Here is a 21,719-nt window from a genome sequence, read left to right as displayed (position 1 = left end):
CGCACCGGCCCCCTCGCGCCGCCTGCCCGAACCCGGCCGATCGCACGGCGCAAGCGCCCCGCTTGCGCATTTCCTTCCGAAACAATCCCCGTCGGCAGCAACAAACTACTGAACGCTCGCACGCCGAAACCGACGCCATCCACTATCATCGCCGCTTGCGTTCCACGCCGCCCGGCGGCGACCCTGCCCGGCCGGCCGCGCGGACACGCCGGCACACTCGAACACATGCCCCTTCAGGAGACCCGACAGATGAACGCCCCCGTCGAGCGCGGCGCCACGGCCGTGCCGCACCACGCCGGCTCACTCACGATCCTCCAGGGCACCGCGCTCTACATCGGCGCGGTGCTCGGCACCGGCGTGATCGCGCTGCCCGCGCTCGCGGCCGAGGTCGCGGGCCCCGCGTCGCTCATTGCATGGGCGGCGCTCGTCGTGCTGTCGATCCCGCTCGCCGCGACCTTCGCCGCGCTCGGCGCCCGCTATCCGGACGCAGGCGGCGTATCGACCTACGTGCGCACCGCGTTCGGCCCGAAAGCGGCGGCCGTCGTCGGCTGGTGCTTCTATTTCGCGGTGCCGGCCGGCGCGCCCGCCGCCGCGATGTTCGGCGGCGCGTACGTCGCCGCCGTCACGGGCGGCGGACACGCGACGGTGATCGCGTCGGCGGCCGCGCTGATCGCGATCGTCGCGGCCGCGAACGCGTTCGGCGTCACCGTGTCGGGGCGCATGCAGCTCGTGCTGTCCGCGCTGCTCGTCGCGCTGCTCGTCGCCGCCGTGCTCGCGTCCGCACCACGCGCGCGCGCGGCGAACCTGCATCCGTTCGCGCCGCACGGCTGGCTCGCGGTCGGCGAGGCCGCCGCACTGCTCGTCTGGAGCTTCGCCGGCTGGGAAGCGATCACCCATCTCGCAGCCGAGTTCCGGCGGCCCGCGCACGACCTGCCGCGCTCGACGGGCATCGCGGTCGCGGTGGTGGGGCTGCTGTACCTGTCGGTCGCGGCCGCGAGCGTGCTCGTGCTCGGGCCCGCGGCGGGCGCATCGGGCGCGCCGCTCGCGGAGCTGATCGCGCGCGGGATCGGCGGCAACGCGCAGTTGATCGCGACGGCGGCCGCGCTGCTGCTCACGCTCGGCACGATGAACGCCTACTTCGCGGGCGCGGCGAAGCTCGGCGCCGCGCTCGGCCGCGACGGCGCGCTGCCCCGCTGGTTCGCGCAAGGCAGCCAGACGGGCGGCGTGCCGCGGCGCAGCCTCGCCGTCCTCGCGGCGCTCGCCGGCTGCGCGCTCGTCGCGGCCGTCGCGACGGGCATGGGGCCGAAGCCGCTCGTGCTCGCGACGTCGGGCAATTTCGTGATGGTCTACGTGCTCGGCGCGGCGGCGGCCGCGAAGCTCCTGCCGCGCGGCGGGTTCGCGCATCGCGCGTCGATCGTCGCGTTCCTGTCGGCGCTCCTGCTGCTCGCGACGACGGGCTGGTATCTGCTGTGGCCGCTGCTGCTGACCGCGTCGGCCATCGGTTATCTTCTCGTCACGGACAGGCGGACGGCGGCGAAGCGGTGAAGGCCGCCGGCCATTCGGGGAAATGCGCGACGCCCCGCGCGATGCGCCGCAAGACGCGCCGCACGATCTGAAGCAGCACCGCTGCATCCGCTTCCGGTTCGGAAGCGGCACGCTCTATCGCCGGGATCTGTCGCATCGCGGCAAGACCGCGAGCGTCGACGTCGACGGGCCGCTCACGCTCGGCAAGCTGAGAATGCTCCTTCGAAACCGCCGGCGCCCGGCGTCAGCGCGCGCCCTTGCCCTCCCCGTCGATCTCGTCGCGCAACCGCGCCTCCCGCTCGCGCAACGCGGACGTGAATTCGTCGCCGAAGTCCTCCATCTCGTACAGCGGCCGGATCTCGATCTCCGAATCGCCATCCATCGGATTCGGGCACCGTTTCACCCATTCGACGGCCTCTTCCATCGACGCGACCTTCCACAGCCAGAACCCCGCGACGAGCTCCCCGGTTTGCGCGAACGGCCCGTCGATCACGGTCCGCGCGCTGCCCGAGAAGCGCACCCGCTTGCCTTTCGCACTCGGATGCAGACCATCGGCCGCGAGTATCACGCCCGCCTTCACGAGTTCCTCGTTGAACTTGCCCATCGCCTCGAACTGTTCCTTCGACGGCATCTTGCCCGCCTCCGATTCGTTCGTCGCCTTCACCATGACCATCACGCGCATTTTGCCTTCTCCTTGAGTGGACGAGTCGATCCGCATGGCAGCCGGAACCGGTCCGGCTGCGTCGGGTGGCCTCGACATGTCGACGAGCGAACGTCGCCGAATTCGACACGTCAGAGCCGGTTCCCGCCAATCATCCGGCAAGCGGCCCGGAAATCACGGGAATCCCCGACATGGCGGATAGACTTTGCGCCAGAAGCAAAACGGGACGAGATGTGACGGCGGGCAACACCTTGGCTGTTGCAACGGTGCCCCTCCGATTCTGCCTGAGCGGTCGATGACGTCCCGACGCTTACTCTACGGCCTGCGCTTCGACTGCCGCAAGCGGCAACGTGACGGTCAACACAAAACCGGCTCCGGGCGACGTGCGGATCTGGGTATCGCCGCCCAGTAGCGCGGCGCGCTCCCTCATCCCGAGCAGACCGAACGATCGCCGGCCAAGGCTGGAATCACGCACGGCGCCGCGGCCGTTATCGGCAATCCGCACGATGCAATGAGAATCGTCGCGGGTGATATCGATCACCACTTCGGTTGCAGCGGAATGACGTGCGACGTTCGTGAGCGCCTCCTGAACAATGCGAAACACCCCTACCCTGCTTTCGCGATTGAAGTGGATCGCCTGCGCATCGATGTGACGGGTGACGTGCACGTGATAACGCGCCGAGAATTCTTCGATCAACCAGTCGATGGCGGGGATAAGGCCGAGATCGTCCAGCATCGCAGGACGCAGGTCTGCCGCGAACCGCCGCACCGAATTGATCAGTTGATCGATCAACGCATAGATGGAGCTGAGGTCATTCCGTGAAATCAAACGCTCCGGGCCTGCCGGCTTTTTATGTTCCAACAGCGTAACCGCCATCTTCAGGGCAGTCAGTTGTTGGCCGAAGTCGTCATGCAATTCGCGGGCGATGCGCGCCATCTCTTCCTCGCGTATCTTCTGGATATGCGCGGACAGGCGCCGCAGCTCTTCGCGCGAGATTCGCAGCGCCTCCTCGGCGCGCTTGCGTTCGGCGATGTCCGCGACCACCGAAATGAAATAGCTCGGCTTGCCTGCGTCGTCGCGCATCAGTGCGACGGTCAGCTCGATCCATACCTCGCTGTGATCTTTCCTGAAATAGCGCTTTTCCATCGTGTACGTATCGATCTGCCCATCGAGCACCTGGCGCACCTGCGCGAGATCCGCATCCAGATCGTCGGGATGCGTGATGTCCTGGAAGGTCAGCGCGAGCAACTCTTCGCGCGTGTAACTGACGATGTCGCACAGCTTCTGGTTGACGCGCAGCCAGCGGCCGTCCGGGCTGACATGCGCGATGCCGACGGCCGCCTGCTCGAACGTGGCGCGAAAGCGCTTTTCGCTGTCGCGCAGGGCACGCTCGGTTTCCTTGCGCGCGGTAATGTCACGCAAGAACCCGCTGAAGTACCGACGTGTGCCGACGCCGATTGGCGTGATGGCGAGCTCGACCGGGAATTCATGCCCGTCGCGGTGCAAGGCGGTCCACTCGATCCGCTGGTGCAGCAGCTTTGCCTCGCCAGTCTCCAAGTACCGCTGCAAAGCGCGGGTATGAGCCTCCCGATAGCGATGGGGAATGATCAGCTCGCTCATCGAACGACCAAGCGCTTCATCGGCCGACCAGCCGAAGATGGCCGCAGCCTGCGGATTCCATCCGACCACGACACCGTCGGAATCCATCGTGACGACAGCGTCCAGCGCGGTGTCGACGATCTGTCGCATGCGCTCTTCGCTGTCGCGCAGCGACTGCAGCGCGTGCTCCAGCTCCACGCTCTTGCGGCGCAGCGCGTCGGCTGCACGTTCGAGTTCGGCGGTGCGCTGCGCGACCCGATGCTCCAGTTCGCGGTTGAGCGCTTGCAATTCTTCTTCTGTCTTGCGGTGTGCGGCAACCTCGCGCAGCAAATCGTTGCTTGCCGCTTCCAACTGCTTCACGCCTGGCAGCGCAAGCGCCTTCGGCATCAAGGGCCAGATTGCGACGGCAGTGGACAGGGAGGCGATCGCGGTGATCGTCTTGACGCCGGCATCGAGCCAGTATTCTGGCTGCCAGATGTTCAGAATGGCAATCAAATGCGTCGTCCCGCACGCCAGGATAAAGGACGCAAACATGAGAAAGGCCCAACTGAACGGCAGCTCGGCACGACGCCGCGTAAAGGTCCATAGCGCGACCGGAATCGAGTAGTACGACAACGCGATGACCGCGTCCGAGCCGACGTAAGTCCACAGCAGGCCGGATGACCAATGAAAACAATAGCCGTGGGGCATGAATCCGGTTGATCCGAAAAATTGGGCGATCGCATCCATGAATTCCTCGCCAACGGGGTGGTTGACGTATGCCTGGCCTGGTTGAGCGAAACGCAACTGCGTTCGTGGGCATCGGGCATCTTGACGCCTTAAATAGGGTTCAACGCTAGCTGTCCGCTTCGATAATCGAATTGGAATTATCACACTAGCATCTAGCAAGAGGCATGAGCCGACCCGCTACCGGGCCTCGACGGAGCGCCGGATTCGCGGCGTTTCCAGGCGCTACGCCGGTTGCCTGATCGGGAGCACGATATGGAACGTCGTTCCCCTGCCGGGTTCCGATTCAACGGTCAGTTGTCCGTGGTGACTGGACACGATGCCGTAGGAGATGGACAGGCCCAGTCCCGTTCCCTTGCCAACGGGCTTGGTCGTGAAGAAAGGCTCGAAGATGCGCGTCAGGTGTTCAGACGCGATTCCGCAGCCATTGTCGCTGATGGCGATGCATATCGTATCGGCATCGGCGCTGGTGCGGATCGTGATCCTGCCAAAGCGATCGCGCATCGCATGAGACGCGTTGACGATGATGTTGAGGAAAACCTGATTCAGTTGCGACAGCACGCACTCGATGTCCGGCAAATCGCCGTATTCCTTGACGATTTCGGCATGCGCCTTGACTTCGTTCTGGACGACCCGCAGCGTCGAATCGAGACCTTGATGGACGTTCGCCAGAACAAACGTCGGTTTGGCGTCGTTGCGCGCGAAATCCCGCAAATTCTGGACAATCTCCTTGACACGCATCAGCCCATCCCTGGATTCACGCATCAACGCAGGTATGTCTTCTTTCAGGTAGTTGAGCTCCGCGGTCTCCTTCGCCGAGTGAATGGTCGACACCGCCTCGGGCGAAGCGATCTTCTCTTCCATGTTTTCGTACAGCGTCAGCACGTGGAATAGCTTGCGCAGATAAGCTTCGAGCGTACCGAAGTTGCTATAGACGAAACCGACGGGATTGTTGATCTCGTGCGCGACGCCGGCGGCCAGCAACCCGATGGACGCCAGCTTCTCGGATTCCAGCAGCTTGACATGCGCCAGCGTCAACTTCGCATTGGTGCTGACGAGTTCCCTGTTTGCCGCCGTGAGCTCGTTCGTCCGTTCCGCGACGCGCTCTTCCAGGTGACGCTGGTGGTTGAGCAGTTCGTTGCGGCTCGCCTCGAGTTCCTCCGCCATCGTGTTGAACGACTCCGCCAGTTCGGCGATCTCATCGTCGGCATCGATCTCGATGGGCTGATTGAAATTGCCCAGCGCGTACTGCTGCGCCGAGTCGCCGATCCGGCGCAGCGAGGACGTGATATGCCGGATGATGCTGTACATGGCGATGCCGGCCAGCATGGTCGCGAGACCCAGCATGGACAGGACAAGGCCACGGGCAATGACATACCGCTGCGCTTCCAGCGCCTGGGCCGCCAACGCCTGGCTGCGCTCCAGCTCGATCATCGACTGCCAGGACTGGATATAGGTCGCCAGCTTTGGCATGACCAGTTGGTGCAGCGCATTCGCAGCCGCATCGCGATCTCCCGCAGCCAACCGCTTTTCCACGGCTGTCCGCGTATTGACGTAATCCCAGCGAGCCTTCAGGACGGCTTTGAACGCAGCCCGCTCGTCGGGTGTATCGAGCAGGCTCTCGAACGTCTTGTACAGAACGGTAATGCGCTGGGTGGTGTTCTTCTGCGCGGCGAAGACCGTGTCAAACTGCTGCTGATCAATGGGGTCGCGGCTTTGGATCAGGAACAGCTCGAACGCCCGCCGCGCGTTCTCGTTGACCAGTCGTATTCCGCCCTGCGCCAGCAGCACCCGGTCGAAATGATCGGCCTTCGCGCCGGAATCCTGCGCGCCGCGCACCAGTCGTTCGCGCGCGGCTTGCAAGGCCCCCATTTGATGGAGTGTCACGAGATTGGTCACAACCAGCAGGAGCAGCAGGAAGGCAAATGCCAGCCACAGGCGGGTACGTATCTTGAGGTGGGCAATCCACCACCGGAACTTCATTTCTTCCCCCTGTCCCGTTGCGCCCGGCCATCAAACGATGGATTCGGGAACAGGGCTCTCGTCGCCCGCGAGCAGGACCGCACACTCATGGGCAGGCAGCGCCGGACTCACCAGAAATCCCTGAATCTCCCCGCACGCGCGCTCCTGCAAAAATCCGAATTGCTGGACGGTCTCCACGCCTTCCGCGATGCATTGCAGCCCGAGATGGTTCGCGAGAGTCATGATGCCCTGGACCACCGCCGAGGCACCCGGATGAGTGACCACGTCACGAATGAACGAACGGTCGATCTTGATGCGGTCGATCGGGAACTGGCGCAGGTACGACAGCGACGACCAGCCCGTGCCGAAGTCGTCCAGAGAGAGGCTCACACCAAGCTGCTTGAATTCGCGCATGATCCGGATCGCCTCCTGAGCGTTGTAGAGGGCCATCGTCTCGGTCAACTCGAGCTCCAACCATTCGGCGGCAAGGCCTGTCTCGCGCAGCGCCTCGTCGACGGTGCGAACGATGTCGCCGCGCTGGAGCTGGTACGCCGAGAGGTTGACCGCCATCCTGACGGGCGGCAGTCCCGCCGACTGCCACTGGACGCTCTGCTGGCAGGCCGTGCGCAATACCCATTGGCCAACCGCGACGATCAGGCCGAGTTCCTCCAGCATCGGCACGAACTGCAGCGGCGAGATCAGGCCATGCTCGGGATGCCGCCAGCGCAGCAATGCCTCGACGCCCGTGATCGCACCCGAATGCGTGCAGACCTGCGGCTGGTAATGCAGCACGAACTCGCCGCGATCAAACGCATACCGGATGTCGCGGGCCAACGCGAGGCGCTGTTGCGCGGCCGCATTGAGTTCGGGCGTGAAGAAGCGGTAAATTCCGCGTCCGTTCGCTTTCGCGTCATACATCGCCGTATCGGCGGCCCGCAGAAGTGTCTGCACGTCTTCGCCGTCGGCCGGATAACGGCTGATGCCGATGCTGCAGCCCACGTGCAGTTCATGGTTTTCCACGAAGAACGGGCGCGACAGCGTGGTCAATACCCTTGTTGCGACCTCGCCAGCGCCCTGATCGCCATCCACATCCGCAAGGCCGATCACAAACTCGTCGCCGCCGAGGCGCGCAACCGTGTCGCCTTCGCGCAGGCAGCCGCGCAAGCGCATCGACGCCGCCTCGAGCAGCCGGTCGCCGATATGGTGGCCAAGCGAATCGTTCACGTGCTTGAAGCGGTCCAGATCGAGCATCAATGCGGCCACGCGCCCGCCTTCGCGTCGCGCCCGTGCGATTGCCTGGGCGAGGTGCTCCTGCAACAGCGCGCGATTGGGCAGGCCCGTGAGCGCATCATGCAGCGCCATGTACCGGACACGCGCTTCGGCCTGCTTGCGCTCCGTGATGTCGCGCACGTTGCACTGAACGATCCTTGCTCCGCCGACGGTATAGAGGCTCGCGAGAAACTCGACGTCGAGCAGCGTACCCGTGGCCGTCGCGAGCGACGTGTGTTCGCACCGGATCTCTCCGCTTGCCGCGAGCGTCGCGCACAGACTCGCGCATTCAGGAACGGCTTCGAACGGCGGCACGCTTCCGATCGGCCGCCCGACGAAGTGGTCGCGCTCGAAGCCCAGCATCTCCACCAGCGACGCATTGACATCCGTAATCCGGCCGCCCGCCATGTCGACGAGGATGATTCCGTCGCTCGCCGTCTCGAACAGGCGCCGGTAACGCGCCTCGGACGAAGCGAGCCGCGCGTTCGCGAGAACCAGTTGCTGCTGCGCCGCGCGCAGCGCGAGATGCGTCTTCACCCTCGCCGCCAGCTCGACGATCTGGAACGGCTTGGTGAGATAGTCGATGCCGCCCGCGGCGAAACCGGCAACCTTGTCCTGCACGTCCGAGAGCGCGGTCATGAAAATGACGGGCGCGTCGCGCGTATGGTCGATCGCCTTCAGACGGCGGCACGTCTCGAAGCCGTCGATGCCCGGCATCATCACGTCCAGCAGGACCAGATCGGGCACGACGAGCTGCGCTCGCCTGATCGCCTCCTCGCCGCTCTGCGCGACCAGGACTTCAAGCCCATCGGCCTCGAGCGCGCTCACGGCCAGTTCGAGATTGGCCGGCGTGTCGTCAACCACGAGGACCGTCTGCGCCCGCCATTCGGGAATCATCGTTTCGTCGTTCATGTTTCGGTTACCTGTGCCGGATTGATGTAGGTTTCGACAAGCCTGAGAATCGCCTCGGACCGGTAGCCCTTTGCCATTTCCGTCAGCCTGTCCGCAAACACGCGGCATTGCGGCTCGGCTGTGATGAGTTCTTCCGCCCAAAGCCGGATCGCGCGCATGTTACCGGCGAGTGCGAGCCGGTACAGATGCGCCATCCGCCCTTCATCCGGAATCGCCATCGGCTCGATGGACGGCGTGTCCCCGGCGCGCTCCGCGTTCGACCCGGAGGCCTCATGGCGCCACTGCAGCCCGAGCAGCGTGCCGAGTCCGCCCAGCAACCGGTCGTGATCCACCGGCTTGGGCAGAAACATGGAGGCGCCCGCCGCGAGCGCGGCCGCCGCGTCCTCCGGCGTGGCGCTGGCCGATACCGCGATGATCGGCACATCCCGCAATGCCGGAATCTCGCGAATCCGCCGGGTCGCCTCCATGCCGTTCATGACCGGCATGCAAATGTCCATCAGGATCAGATCCGGTCGGTCGTTCTCCGCCGCATGGATTGCCTCGACGCCATTGACGGCTTCGTCGATGTCGAAGCCCAAGGCGCCCAGCGTGTCGCGCAGCACCGACCGGTTCGCATCGATGTCGTCGACGACCAGCAGGCGCCGGCGGCGGGCGCCCTGATATCCGGTGATGCTCCGCGCTGGCTGCGCACGCGCGGGCGCCACCTCGACCACCGCCAGTTCGAGGTCGAACCAGAACCGGCTGCCGGCGCCGGGCTCGCTTTCGACCTCGATCTCGCCCCCCATCAGCCGCACGAGTTGCCGGCTGATGGACAGCCCCAGCCCCGTGCCGCCCGCGCGGCTTTGCGCTTCGCCCGCCTGTTCGAACGGATCGAAAATGCTCGTGAGCCTGTCGTGGGCAATGCCCACGCCGGTGTCACGGACTTCGAATCGGACACGAGCGAGTTCATCCGCAGGCTGCAGCAGGCTCACACGCAGTTCCACGCGTCCGCGCGACGTGAATTTCACCGCGTTGCCGAGCAGATTGAGCAGCACCTGACGCAGGCGCTTGTCGTCGATCCATACGGAGGGCGGCAAGTCAGAAGCGGCATCGAGCACGCAGGCCAGCCCTTTTTCCTCGCTCTTCACGCGAATGATGTCCATCACGCTCGACAGCACGCCGTCGAGCCCGGCCGGGCCCGGACACAGGTCGAGCTTGCCTGCCTCGATCTTCGCGAGGTCGAGAATGTCGGTGATCAGCATCAGCAGGTGTTCGCCGCTTTGCTTGATGATGCTGGCCGCGCGCACCTGCCGCTCGCCGGCCGCCGCGTCGCGCCGAAACCACTGCGCGTAGCCGAGAATCGCATTGAGCGGCGTGCGCAGTTCGTGGCTCATGTTGGCGAGGAAAATCGACTTGGCGCGGTTGGCTTCCTGCAGTTCGCGCGTGCGCTGCCGCACCCGCTCTTCGAGGCTGTCATGGGCCCGCTGCAGATCGAGATTGGCGTTCGTCAGCTCGCTGCGCGCCCGCCGCAGGCCTTCGCGCGCATCGCCGAGCCCCATCGCGGCAATGCCGATCTCCGACTGCAGCATATTGAAGCTCTCGGCCATCCGGCCCAGTTCGTCGCCCCCGTGGCCCCGGAGCCGGTCAGGCGCGAAGTTCGCATAGGCGCCGTCCAGATCGCCTCGGCCCAGCGCGCTCATCGCGTTCGAAAAGTCCTTGAGCGTGCCGGTCGCGAGACGGCGGGCCGCGCGGCTCAGTTCGTCGGCGGAATGCGCAATCATGCCCGGCAGCACAATGCCGACGGTGACCGTCAGCATTGCGACGGCGACGAAGATGTCCTCGAGCGCGGTTTCCATCGGCCCGTTCTTCCGGGCAATCTGGCTGATCGCCAGCATGTAGCCTGCGCCATCGAGCGCCAGCACGAGCAGCATTGCGCCCGTCAGCTTGAAGTGCAGCGTGTCGCCGATCCCCGGCAGGCCCGCGCGGCGGCGATCCTCCCACTTGCGCCACGCAAAAAGCGCCGCGCCGGAATACGCGAACGCCAGGCCGCATACGACCGTCGGCAGGCCGTACTGCTCGAAGCCGAGCACGCCCGAGAGCATCCATACGCCCGCGGCGGCAAGGCCGAGGCCGATCGTACCGCGCGGCGCCCGGTACGGCCGGCGCGCGAGAGGCGCATCGCGCCGCAGCAGCCACACGGCGACACTGCAAAGAAAGATGCTCGTGAGGTATGTGAAGTTCGCCGCCGCAAGCAGCCAGACGGGGTCGCCGAGCAGCAGCAGCCCCAACGAGAAACCCGCCGTCACGAGCGTCGCGCACCACGGCACGTCGGCCCGGTTGCGCAACGCGAGAAACCTGGGCGCCACGCCATCCTCGGACAGTTGGGCAAGCGTGCGCGAGGCGCCGGCAAGCGGCTGTATCGTGCCATGAAACATGTTGAACATCATGAACCAGATCGCCGCGGCCTTCGCGAGACTGCCGAACACCGGCGCGAAGCTCGGCCCCAGCACCTGGCCGAGATCCTGGCCAAGCGGGCCCGGACCCAGCAGGCCCAGCCATACCCCAGGCAACACCGCAAAATAGAGTCCGGCCATCGCCGCGCTCGCCAGCATCGCGCGCGGCACGTTGCGGTTCTGATCGGCCGTCTCGCCGACGTGACACGTGGCGGCCTCGAATGCCGGTGCGGCAAAGCCGATCAGATACAGCCCGGCCATCAGCGACGTGAGTTCGCCGAAGTGCCCTGCAAATGGCGTCGTCAGGTGAAAATCCGCGGCACGGCGCCAGTCGACCGTGCCGGCCATGACCGGCGCTATCGCCGAGATGAACGCCAGCCCGGCCGATGCAGTCGCGATCGGTATCGCGAGCCGCGTGACCCATCGGATGCCGCACAGGTTGACGAACGTGAACGCGGCGACGAGCGCGCAAGCGAGTACGGTAACGGGCACCCCCGGCAGATACCATTCGTTGATCGCCGTCGCCGAAAAGATTGCGGTCAGACCGCAGGTAGGCACCCAGCCCCACCAGTAACACACGCCGGCAAGCGTGGAGAGGATTTCCCCGTAGCGCCTGAATGCTTCGGTGCACGCAGCCGCGATCCCGCCCACGCGCGTCGGCGACATCAACACCAGCTCGATCCACCCTGGCGCGGCGGCATAGCTGAGCAGCAGCCCGGCGATGAGCAGCGGAACGGCGGCGCTGCCCTGCCCGGGAATGTCGCCCTGCCCGGCAAAGAGCGCCGCGAGCAGAAACAGGCTCTGGTTGCTGCCGCCCATCGCCAGCGCGGTCGTACCTACCCATCCCAGCGTGCGCGGATGCCGGCGTGGCGTTTCGTTCGCTGTCGCTTCCATGACGCATCCTCACTTACGGCCTTTCAGGCGTTTTCCTCACGCGGTCCGGCAACTGCAACCGCCCGCACCGCTTGCCGTTGCGCCGCAAATCGGCGCGGCAATGCGTTTCCTGCCGCGTGGACACGGCGATCGTTCCGATAGCACGCATCGTCATTCGTTGACATTCCGCGATCGAGCGTGCGCGGCGCCGGATGACGGCCGTCATCTCACACGTTGCGCTGCGGCACCGCACCGGCAGACTCGTGAATCACGATCTCGAACGGCGCTGCCTCCTGCGCCTCGAATCGCCGAAGCTGCGCGACCTGGTGCGAAGACACCACGCTGCCCCGGGTCACGAGCAGAATGCCGCCGTTGGTACGCAGATCGCCGGCGAGCCGCATGCCCTCCCGCAGTTGCGAGGCGTTGACTTGCGAGACCGCTCCCGGTCCCGCCAACGCAGAGGGATCTTTCGACAGGGCAACGAATTGCTCGACGATCGCCGGGTCGTAGCGCATGCCCGACTGCGACACGAGCATCCTGAGCGCCTGTTCTGCCGTGAACGGCTGGCTGACCATGCTGCCTCCGCGCAACGCCTCGAAGTCGCGCGCCACCGCGAGAAGGCGCGAGCCGAACGGGATCTCCTCCCCTGCGAGGCCGTCGGGCGTGCCGCGTCCATTGAAGCGCTCGTACTGATGGCGGATGATGTGCGCGACAGACTGGAGCTGCTGCACGGGCGTAAGCACCATCTGCGCACGCAGCGCATGCTGGTAGTACAACTGGCTTTCTTCCGCGGACATGCGATCGAGCGGCTTGCGCAGCAATTCGTCCGGCAGCGACAGCTTGCCGATGCCGTGCAGCAGCCCCGCGAAGAACAGTTCCAGCGCCTGCAGACCGCTCATGCCGAAAGCCAGCGCAAGACTGCGCGCAGCTTCGCCGATACGCAGCGATTCGCCCCCCATCACACCGCAGCGCAGCTCGATCATGTTCGCGCAAACCTGAACCATCGCCGTGAAGTTGTGCTTCAGGTCGCTTTGGGCATCGTCGAGAAACATCACCGTCTGACGGAGCTCCTCGGTGCGGGCGTTCACCTGGACTTCGAGTGCGGTATTGAAAGTGCGAAGCGCCTCGTTCTGCCGGCTGGCGACCTCGCCCAGCCGCGCGTTTTCACGGCGCAGCCGCTGCTGCTCGATCGCCTCGTCGACGGCGAGCAGCACCTCGCGATCATCCCAGGGCTTGGTCAGGTAACGGTAGACGGCCCCTTCGTTGATGGCCCGCACGGCCAGGTCGATCTCCGAATAGCCGGTGAGCAGGATGCGGGTCGTATCCGGGTACAGCGTCCGCGCGCGGGCGAGGAAATCCGCTCCGTTCATGTACGGCATCCGCATGTCGGAGATGATGACGTCGACCGTGTTGCAGGCGAGAATGTCCAGGGCGGCAGCGGCGCTGTCGGCGGTCAGGACCTGGTATCGGGTCGTTCGGAACAGGCGCCTGAGTGACGAAAGCACGCCAAGTTCGTCGTCGACGAGCAGGACGGTGGGCGCAGGCGCGGATGCACTCGCTTCATGTTCCGCGAATGTCGCTGGCGCTCCATTGACGATGTCCGCCCCCCCATCATTAACAGGGATAAATGGATTCGTCACCTTTTCATGTTCGATCATGATGCCCCCATTTCCGGCCGTCCTTGCTCCTTGGATATCGGCGGAAATAGCCGCGAATATATCGGGGGAAACACGAAGGGAATATCCATTTTAAATAACTCAACCAGCCTGTTTTTCAATAAATGAAAATCACGCCAGAAGCGTGTGAACGACCGTCGCTGCCGTGCCGGGAAAAGAATGAAAGAGATGAAAGGAAGCGGCGCATTCGCGAAAATGGCTTTCGCCGAGGCAACTGGTTCGCCGGCGTGCGCCGTGTAGGAAAAGCCTGACATCAACGGAAAGACTCCTACATCAAAAATGACTGTCGGCTGAATTTCTCTATTTGATGGCTATTGGAAATTTTTCTCGCAGCAAAATCAGCGACGCGCTCACATATCGACCCACGATGAAACGCAATGACGGCACGGACGAAGCACGGGCGGCACACTGCTGGTTGGCCAGTGCGCCATCGCCGTCCGCTGCGCAGCCGAAAGAGGGACTCGTCAGGCTATGACATGACGCGGTCGTTTGCGGCGGCGCAGCGCGACGCGCAGCCGATCGGCGCGCCGCGCTCGGCGCGAATGCCATAATCGTGGCTGATTCAGCAGAACCGGAACCCCACCATGCAAAACATCGACAATCCGCAGCGCGACCGGGAAGCCGGCTCCGCCGACACGACGCAAGACACGACGCGCATCGACGACGTGCGCATCGGCGCGGTGCGCCCGCTCATCTCGCCCGCGCTGCTGCAGGACGAACTGCCCGTGCCGAGCGCCGTCCAGGCGCTCGTCGAGGCGAGCCGCAACGCGATCGGCGGCGTGCTGCACGGCCGCGACGACCGCCTGCTCGCAATCGTCGGCCCATGCTCGATCCACGATCACGATCAGGCGCTCGACTACGCGCGCCGGCTGAAGGCCGCCGCCGACGCGCTGTGCGACGATCTGCTGATCGTGATGCGCGTGTATTTCGAGAAGCCGCGCACGACGGTCGGCTGGAAGGGCTACATCAACGATCCGCGCCTCGACGGCAGCTTCCGCATCAACGAAGGGCTGCGCGCCGCGCGCCGGCTGCTCATCGACATCAACGCGCTCGGCCTGCCCGCCGGCACCGAATTCCTCGATCTGCTGAGCCCGCAGTACATCGCGGATCTGATCGCGTGGGGCGCGATCGGCGCGCGCACGACCGAGAGCCAGAGCCACCGGCAGCTCGCGTCGGGGCTGAGCTGCCCGATCGGCTTCAAGAACGGCACCGACGGCGGCGTGCAGGTGGCGGCCGACGCGATCGTCGCGGCGCGCGCGAGCCACGCATTCATGGGCATGACGAAGATGGGCATGGCCGCGATCTTCGAGACGCGCGGCAACGAAGACGCGCACGTGATCCTGCGCGGCGGCAAGAAGGGCCCGAACTACGACCGCGCGAGCATCGACGATGCGTGCGCGGTGCTGCGCACGGCGGGCTTGCGCGAGCAGGTGATGGTCGACTGCTCGCACGCGAATTCGAACAAGTCGCACCTGCGGCAGGTCAACGTCGCCGAGGACCTCGCGCGGCAACTGTCGGACGGCGAGCGGCGCATCACCGGCGTGATGGTCGAGAGCAATCTGGAGGCCGGCCGGCAGGATCTGAAGCCCGGCACGCCGCTGCAATACGGCGTGTCGATCACCGACGCGTGCCTGAGCTGGGCGCAGACCGAGCCCGTGCTCGACGCGCTCGCGCAGGCGGTGCGGCGGCGGCGCACGGCCTGACGGCCTACGCCGTCACGACCGTCAGCGCGAACCCGTCCCAGCCTTTCGAGCCGACGGTCTGCAGCGCGGTCGTCGACAGGCGCGGATGCGCGGCGATCAGCCGGAAATATTCGCGCACGCCGAGCGCGTCCGGGTCATGGTTCTGCGGGTCCGCGACGCGCCCTTGCCGCACGACGTTGTCGGCGACGATCACCGTCCCCGGACGCGACAGCGCGACCGTCAGCGGCAGATACGCCGGATAGCTGTCCTTGTCGGCGTCGAGGAAGATCAGATCGAACGGCTCGGCGCGCTCGGCGATCAGCCGCTCGAGGCTCTCCTTCGCGCGGCCGACGACGACCGACACGACGCTGTCCAATCCCGCGCGCCCGATGTTCTCGCGCGCGAGCGCCGCGTAATCGGGGTTCGCCTCGAGCGTGACCAGCGCGCCGCCCGGCGGCAGCGCCCGCGCGAGCCAGATCGTGCTGTAGCCGCCCAGCGTGCCGAGTTCGAGAATCCGGCGCGCGCCGCGAATCGTCGCGAGCAGGTTCAGGAATTTGCCTTGATTCGCGGTGACGTTGATCGCGGGCAGACCGGCCGCCCTGCTCGACGCCAGCGCCGCATCCAGCGCCGGATCGGACGGCGCCAGTTGGCTACAGAAGAAATCGTCGACCGCGCTCCATTGCCGTTCGTTCATTGCGCACCTTTCTCGTTCTCATGTCGGGGGAAGGTCATTCTATGGCGAACGGCCCGCGTCCTTCGCGCCCGATCCGCTCGCCGATGCCGCCAAACGCCGCCCCGCCGCGCCCACCGGGCTCGACTCAACCGAGCCCGACATCGACGATGCGATTGCGCCCGCCCGCCTTCGCCTGATAGAGCGCCTGATCGGCCGCCTCGACGATCGCGGCGATGGGCGGCGCGGACGCGCCGTCCGGCTGCCACACCGCGACGCCGACGCTGACCGTGACGAACCCGACCTCCGAGCCTTCGTGCTCGATGCCGAGCATCCGCACGCCGAGACGCACGCGCTCGGCGACGACGAGCGCGCCGCCGCGCGGCGTATCCGGCAGCACGACGACGAATTCCTCGCCGCCGTAGCGCGCGACGACGTCGCCCAAGCGCGCCGCCTGCTGCGCGATGCAGCGCGACACGGTCGCGAGCACCTCGTCGCCGACCTGATGGCCGTATGTGTCGTTGTAGCGCTTGAAGTGGTCGATGTCGACGAACAGGATCGCGAGCGGACGCGCGCCGCCCATCGCGCGCCGCCATTCGCGCTCGAGCGTCTCGTCGAGCGCGCGCCGGTTGTGCAGGCCCGTGAGGCTGTCGGTGCCGGCGAGCCGCGCGAGCGCCGCCTCGGCCGTCGACTTGCGCCACAGCGAATGCGCGAGATACGCGCTCATCACGACGAAGATCAGCGCGAACAGGCCCGTGAGCACGCCGAAGCGCCACGCGCGCACACGCCACGTCGCATGGATGTCGTCGTCCGCGAGCGCGACCTGCACGATCAGCGGAACGTCGTCGAGCCGACGATACAGGTAGAAGCGCTTCACGTGATCGATCGGCTCGACGTCGAAGAACTCGCCCGAGCGGCCGAATTGCATGCGCGAGTAGAGGCTCGTTCCGCTCAGGTCGAGGCCGACGGACTTCTCGTCGAACGGAATCCGCATCAGGACGCGCCCGTCCGCGTGCATCAGCGCAAGCGCGCCGTGGGGGCCCGCACTCGCCGCCGCCAGCAACTGCTGGAAATACGCGACGCGCACCGCGAGCACGACGACGCCCGCGAACGCGCCGTCCGCGCGCTCGATGCGGCGCGACAGCGCGATGCACGGCTCGCCGTCGCGCGACGGCATCCGGTACGGCCCGCTCAGATACGTGCCGAGCGTCGGCGCGTCGCGCTGCGCGGCGAAGAAATCGTACGACGCGAAGCTCGCGGTCGGCAGCGGGCCGCTCGTCGACGCGAGCGTCACATGCCCGCGCGCGTCGAGCACGTACATCACGCCGGCCTCGTTCGCGGCCGCCGCGGCATCGAACAGGATCTCGCGGCGCAGGTCGGCGGGCAGCGCGGCGATGCGGCGCTCGCCGAGCTGCGCGGCGATGCGCGCGAGCATGCGGTCGTACAGACGAAAGCCGCGCGCGACGTCGCGCTCGATCATCTGCAGCGTGTTGCGCGCGGCGCGTTGCGCGTGCTCGAATGCGTCGTCGCGGCTGTCGCGCAGGATCGCCGCGCAGATGGACATCATGACGATCGCAATCGCCACCGCGCCGGCGATCACCATGTAGCCGAGCGGCATCCGGTGCGACGGCCCTCGCCGTCGGCGCAAGCCGGCATGTATCGATTTCATGCTTGTCTGATGAGCGCGATGCGCTTCGTCACGAAAAACATCGTCGGCCATTGTCTGCGACGCGCGCGGCACGACGCGCATCGAAACGGCGCGCATCGCGCGCCGACAGACCGAACCGGATCGGAAAATTCCGATCACAAAGTGCGTCGGCGCGCCGAATCGGCGACGCGGGGCAATCGATCGGAAGGCATTTTGAATCGACGTCGCGCAACGCGACGAGCGGCCATTCTATCGAACGTTCGGCGCAATGTTGACCTCGCGCACTGCAATCCGATACACGTCGCAGGAAAGTGCTCAAGAACGCCCGATCGACGCCGATAACGCCCACAGCGCACGTTGCCGCCGATTCGTTTCCGCCATGCCCGCGCGGCCGCGGGCGCAGCCCGGCGATGCGAGGCGCGCTTGCGCGCGCGATGCCGTCCGGCGTACTTTTGCATGACGCGCAAGCGCGCCGAACAACGCGTTCGACCGGATGCGCGATTCGCTTAGGGCGCCAAACGCCGAAACGCGCCCAAGCATCGCGCATTCGAACTGCAAGCGGCGCAACCGCCGCTCCGACTCAAACAACGTTCATTCACGACATGGCCAACGCGAAATCGTCATCATCCGTTCCCACCGAATTCCTCTACATCGGCGCGGCCGGCGAGCACTACATCATGTCCGAGTGCTTCCGCCACAACATGGAGGCGTTCAAGCTGCCGATCGACAAGGGCTTCGATCTCGTCGTCACGCGCGCGTACCGGCATCTGTCGCGGCTCGACGATGCGCCGCGGCCCGTCGAGCGCGGCGTGCCCGAAACGCCGGTCTACGTGCAGGTCAAGAGCCGCCAGGCCGCGCCCGTCGCGTCGCCGAAGGAAAAAGGCGAGCGGCCGAGCTGGGAAGGCTATTTCCCGATCAAGCCGGCCGACCTGGATCTGATCTGCGCGACGCCCAATTCGGCGCTCGCGTGCGTGCTGTTCGTCGATACGCGCGGCGAGCTGACGCGCAGCCGCACTGCGTATGCATGGTGGATGTCGAGCGCGTACGTCAACACCCTGCGCGACGCCGGGCATTTCATCGCGATGCCGAACAAGGACGCGCTCGAGCTGTGGGTGCGCTATGTCGAGCCCGCGCCGGACAGCGGCTACAGGCAGAACACGTATCTCTCGCTGCTCAAGCAATGCCAGATCAAGGGCTCGGAGCCGGGCAAGAAATCGAGCGGCTTCCTGCTGTCGGAAGAACGCTTCGATTTCGGGAAGCTCGGCATGGCGTGAGCGGACGCTCGTCGTTGGTCGCGCGGGACGGCGCGGCGGCGCACGCCAACCGCCGGCGTCACGCGTTGCGCCCGCCCCCGCCGCGCCGCTGGTTCGCCGCGCCCCGCCCGCCGCGCGTGCGCCCGCCCGCCGCGCCCAGCCGCCGCCGCGCAACCGCCCGCACCGCGTCGATCAGCGCGCGCGCGACGGGCGACGGCTGCGCGTCGGTGCGCAGGATCAGCCCGACCGGCTCGTCCGCGCCCTCGACGGGCAGCGCGAGCCGCACGAGCGTGCCGGCCGCGAGATCGAATTCGGCCGCGTGGCGCGGCACGAACCAGACCGCGTCGTTCTCGAGCGCGAGCGCGCGCGCGACCGACACCGACAGCACCTCGACGAACGATTCGAGCGGCGGCGCGCCGCACGCGCCCAGCAGTTGCTCGGCCGCCTGCCGGATCATCGTGCCGTAAGGCGGCAGCACGACCGGGTAGCGCGCGAGCTGCGCGGCGGGCGAAGCGCTCGCCGCGAGCGGATGGCCCGCGCGCACGACCGCGACGAGCGGCTCGTTGTACAGATGCTCGAACGACAGCCCGACCATCCGCTCGGGCTCCGACAGCCGCCCGATCGCGCACTCGATCGCGCCCGCTTTCAGCCGCTCGAGCAGCTCGGCGTTCGCGGCGGTCGTGATCCGCACGACCGCGCGCGGCCATTCGCTCGCGAGCACCTTCAGCACGGCGGGCGCGAGCGACGCGGCGACGGTCGGCAGCATGCCGATCTCGAGCGTCGCCGCCGCGCCGCCGCTCTCGCGCGCGAGGAGCCCCACGCCCTGCCGCAGCGCGAGCACGCACGCGCTCGCGTGCGGAATGAAGAGCTGCCCCTCGCGCGTCGGCCGCGCGCCCTGCCGGCCGCGCTCGAACAACCGCACGCCGAGGATCGCTTCGAGCTCGGCGATCGTCTTCGACACGGCCGGCTGCGTGATCGACAGGCTTTGCGCGGCCTTCTGCACGCCGCCGAACTGCGCGACCGCGAGAAAGCACTGCAGATGCCGGAACTTGACCCGGCCGTCGGCGATCCGGTTTTGCATAACGTCTGGTTATACGATCAGCGATAAAACGTCATTTTGCATAACTTTCCGGATTAGCTAAAGTCCTTCCATCCCGCCTTGACAACCATCAATCTGGAGACGCTCTCGATGGATTCCTCGACGCTCGCGCCACGCGACTGGCCGTCGCATCCCGCGTACATTCATCCGCCGTACCGCTCTTCCGTGAAGCGCGGCCCGACGCAGCCGCTGATTCCGCTGAAGGAGACACTGCGCAATCAGCGCGCGCCCGTCTACGGCGCGGCCGATCTCGGCCCGCTCGACCACGATCTGACGAAGAACGCGGCGAAGAACGGCGAGCCGCTCGGCGAGCGGATCGTCGTCACGGGCCGCGTGCTCGACGAAGGCGGCAAGCCGGTGCGCAACACGCTCGTCGAGGTCTGGCAGGCGAACGCCGCGGGCCGCTACGTGCACAAGGTCGACCAGCACGACGCGCCGCTCGATCCGAACTTCCTCGGCGCGGGCCGGTGCGTCACCGACGAGAACGGCCACTACCGGTTCCTCACGATCAAGCCGGGCGCGTATCCGTGGGGCAATCATCCGAACGCCTGGCGGCCGAACCACATCCATTTCTCGCTGTTCGGCGACTACTTCGGCTCGCGGCTCGTCACGCAGATGTATTTCCCGGGCGATCCGCTCCTCGCGCTCGACCCGATCTTCCAGGGCACGCCCGAGGACGCGCGCGATCGCCTGATCTCGCGCTTCTCGATCGACACGACCGAAGAAGGCTTCGCGCTCGGCTACGAATTCGACATCGTGCTGCGCGGCCGCGACGCCACCCCGATGGAGCGCTGAGCATGACGACGCTGAAACAGACCCCTTCGCAGACCGTCGGCCCGTACTTCGCGTACGGACTCTGCCCGCAGCAGTACAACTACGATCTGAAGAGCCTCTTCACGGCGGAGATCGCGACGCCCGACGCGGCGGGCGAGCCCATCCTGCTCGTCGGCCGCGTGCTCGACGGCGACGGCAACGTCGTCAGCGACGCGGTGCTCGAATTCACGCACGTCGACGGCGAGGGCCGCTATCCGGCGTCGCGCGACGAAGCCGCTGCGAGCGGTTTTTTCGGCTTTGCGCGCGTCGGCACGGGCACGGATGCGCAGAACCGCTTCGTCGTCCATACGGTGAAGCCAGGGCGCACGTCGGAGACGGACGCGCCGCACGTCGACGTGACGGTGATGATGCGCGGGATTCTCACGCACGCGTTCACGCGGATCTACTTCGACGACGAAGCGGCCGCGAACGAAACCGATGCGGTGCTTGCAAGCGTGCCCGCCGCACGTCGAGCGACGCTGATCGCAAAGCGCGACGCGCGGGCGAACGGCGTGACGGCCTATCGCTTCGACATCCGCATGCAGGGCGAGCGGGAGACGGTGTTCTTCGACGTCTGAACGAGTCGCGACGGTTGCGCGCGCCGGCCCGCGCCGCGCGCAGCCCGACGGCGCACTCCGGTTCAATTTCCGTTTGAAATCGCATCGCCGCTTGAATACCCCGCCATTCGTCCTATCCTGAATCAGCCGATTGCATATATCGCGAAACGAAAAAGAAAACATCAAGCCGGTCATTGATCAAAAATACTGCGGAGACTCGCACATCGCTGATATCGATTAACAACGCTTGCGTCCCGACTCGGCCGCCGGCCGGCCATCCACGCTTGCCGGCATGCCCATGTGCGGGCGCATCCGCAAGGTTCACTCGGATCCCGTGTCGCGCGATTGCCGTCCGGTCAATG

The 21,719-nt window shown here is 66.3% G+C and carries 15 protein-coding genes and 2 pseudogenes; 7 read left to right on the top strand and 10 right to left on the bottom strand.

The features are described from left to right. Positions 1-249 precede the first annotated feature (249 nt). Both WS92_RS08045 and WS92_RS36455 read left to right on the top strand, forming a co-directional pair. On the top strand, positions 250-1,545 hold the full coding sequence (locus WS92_RS08045) for an APC family permease (RefSeq protein ID WP_059932811.1): 1,296 nt from the start codon (positions 250-252) through the stop codon (positions 1,543-1,545). A 43-nt stretch (positions 1,546-1,588) separates the two neighbouring features. Continuing rightward, positions 1,589-1,747: pseudogene (locus WS92_RS36455) on the top strand (LysR family transcriptional regulator); the annotation flags it as partial. Positions 1,748-1,768: 21 nt separating this feature from the next. On the opposite strand, the gene WS92_RS08040 reads toward WS92_RS36455, so the two are convergent. The 7 genes from WS92_RS08040 to WS92_RS34435 all read right to left on the bottom strand — a co-directional run bounded on the left by WS92_RS08040 (position 1,769) and on the right by WS92_RS34435 (position 13,889). Further along, a complete protein-coding gene (locus WS92_RS08040; protein ID WP_006027066.1) occupies positions 1,769-2,206 on the bottom strand; it encodes a YciI family protein in 438 nt (145 codons plus the stop codon). A 289-nt stretch (positions 2,207-2,495) separates the two neighbouring features. Further along, complete coding sequence (locus tag WS92_RS08035; RefSeq protein ID WP_059932881.1) at positions 2,496-4,514, bottom strand: PAS domain-containing sensor histidine kinase; 2,019 nt, start codon at positions 4,512-4,514, stop codon at positions 2,496-2,498. Positions 4,515-4,736: 222 nt separating this feature from the next. Further along, positions 4,737-6,494 (bottom strand): ATP-binding protein, encoded by a 1,758-nt coding sequence (locus WS92_RS36970; RefSeq protein ID WP_015602832.1) that lies wholly within the window; start codon positions 6,492-6,494, stop codon positions 4,737-4,739. Between the two features lie 30 nt (positions 6,495-6,524). After that, positions 6,525-8,654 (bottom strand): putative bifunctional diguanylate cyclase/phosphodiesterase, encoded by a 2,130-nt coding sequence (locus tag WS92_RS08025; RefSeq protein ID WP_059932814.1) that lies wholly within the window; start codon positions 8,652-8,654, stop codon positions 6,525-6,527. Then, complete coding sequence (locus WS92_RS08020) at positions 8,651-11,980, bottom strand: amino acid permease (RefSeq protein ID WP_059932816.1); 3,330 nt, start codon at positions 11,978-11,980, stop codon at positions 8,651-8,653. Before WS92_RS08020 ends, WS92_RS08025 begins: the two co-directional genes overlap by 4 nt. A gap of 206 nt (positions 11,981-12,186) precedes the next feature. After that, entirely contained in the window at positions 12,187-13,617 is a 1,431-nt protein-coding gene (locus WS92_RS08015; RefSeq protein WP_059932818.1) for a response regulator c-di-GMP phosphodiesterase, NosR family, read from the bottom strand. Then, entirely contained in the window at positions 13,614-13,889 is a 276-nt protein-coding gene (locus WS92_RS34435) for a hypothetical protein (RefSeq protein WP_141667991.1), read from the bottom strand. The genes WS92_RS08015 and WS92_RS34435 overlap by 4 nt, the downstream gene beginning before the upstream one ends. Positions 13,890-14,219: 330 nt before the next feature. Here WS92_RS34435 and WS92_RS08010 point away from each other — a divergent pair, with 330 nt between their 5' ends. Then, on the top strand, positions 14,220-15,338 hold the full coding sequence (locus WS92_RS08010) for a 3-deoxy-7-phosphoheptulonate synthase (protein ID WP_059932821.1): 1,119 nt from the start codon (positions 14,220-14,222) through the stop codon (positions 15,336-15,338). A 4-nt stretch (positions 15,339-15,342) separates the two neighbouring features. Here WS92_RS08010 and WS92_RS08005 read toward each other — a convergent pair whose 3' ends face one another. Continuing rightward, positions 15,343-16,011: an O-methyltransferase gene (locus WS92_RS08005; protein WP_006027059.1), complete on the bottom strand. Its 669-nt coding sequence runs from the start codon at positions 16,009-16,011 to the stop codon at positions 15,343-15,345. Positions 16,012-16,135: 124 nt separating this feature from the next. After that, positions 16,136-17,605, bottom strand: coding sequence for a GGDEF domain-containing protein (locus WS92_RS08000; RefSeq protein WP_059932883.1), 1,470 nt, complete (start codon positions 17,603-17,605; stop codon positions 16,136-16,138). Between the two features lie 3 nt (positions 17,606-17,608). Between WS92_RS08000 and WS92_RS37125 the strand changes: the two are divergent. Together WS92_RS37125 and WS92_RS07990 are read left to right on the top strand one after the other, a co-directional pair. Next, a pseudogene (locus tag WS92_RS37125) lies at positions 17,609-17,977 on the top strand (hydrolase). A 260-nt stretch (positions 17,978-18,237) separates the two neighbouring features. Next, the gene (locus WS92_RS07990; protein ID WP_059932822.1) at positions 18,238-18,909 is read left to right on the top strand and encodes a hypothetical protein; all 672 of its coding nucleotides are present in this window, start codon (positions 18,238-18,240) and stop codon (positions 18,907-18,909) included. A gap of 58 nt (positions 18,910-18,967) precedes the next feature. On the opposite strand, the gene pcaQ is transcribed toward WS92_RS07990, so the two are convergent. Next, a complete protein-coding gene (gene pcaQ / locus WS92_RS07985; protein WP_059932824.1) occupies positions 18,968-19,969 on the bottom strand; it encodes a pca operon transcription factor PcaQ in 1,002 nt (333 codons plus the stop codon). A 108-nt stretch (positions 19,970-20,077) separates the two neighbouring features. Here pcaQ and pcaH point away from each other — a divergent pair, with 108 nt between their 5' ends. Both pcaH and pcaG read left to right on the top strand, forming a co-directional pair. Further along, the gene (gene pcaH / locus WS92_RS07980; RefSeq protein WP_059932826.1) at positions 20,078-20,782 is read left to right on the top strand and encodes a protocatechuate 3,4-dioxygenase subunit beta; all 705 of its coding nucleotides are present in this window, start codon (positions 20,078-20,080) and stop codon (positions 20,780-20,782) included. 2 nt (positions 20,783-20,784) lie between these two features. Next, positions 20,785-21,378, top strand: coding sequence for a protocatechuate 3,4-dioxygenase subunit alpha (gene pcaG / locus WS92_RS07975; protein WP_059932828.1), 594 nt, complete (start codon positions 20,785-20,787; stop codon positions 21,376-21,378). Positions 21,379-21,719 lie beyond the last annotated feature (341 nt).

The sequence above is a fragment of the Burkholderia sp. MSMB1588 genome (assembly GCF_001546925.1).
GTDB lineage: Bacteria > Pseudomonadota > Gammaproteobacteria > Burkholderiales > Burkholderiaceae > Burkholderia > Burkholderia humptydooensis.
Note: the sequence above shows the minus strand (reverse complement) of the source record. Positions and strands in the feature narration are given on the sequence as shown.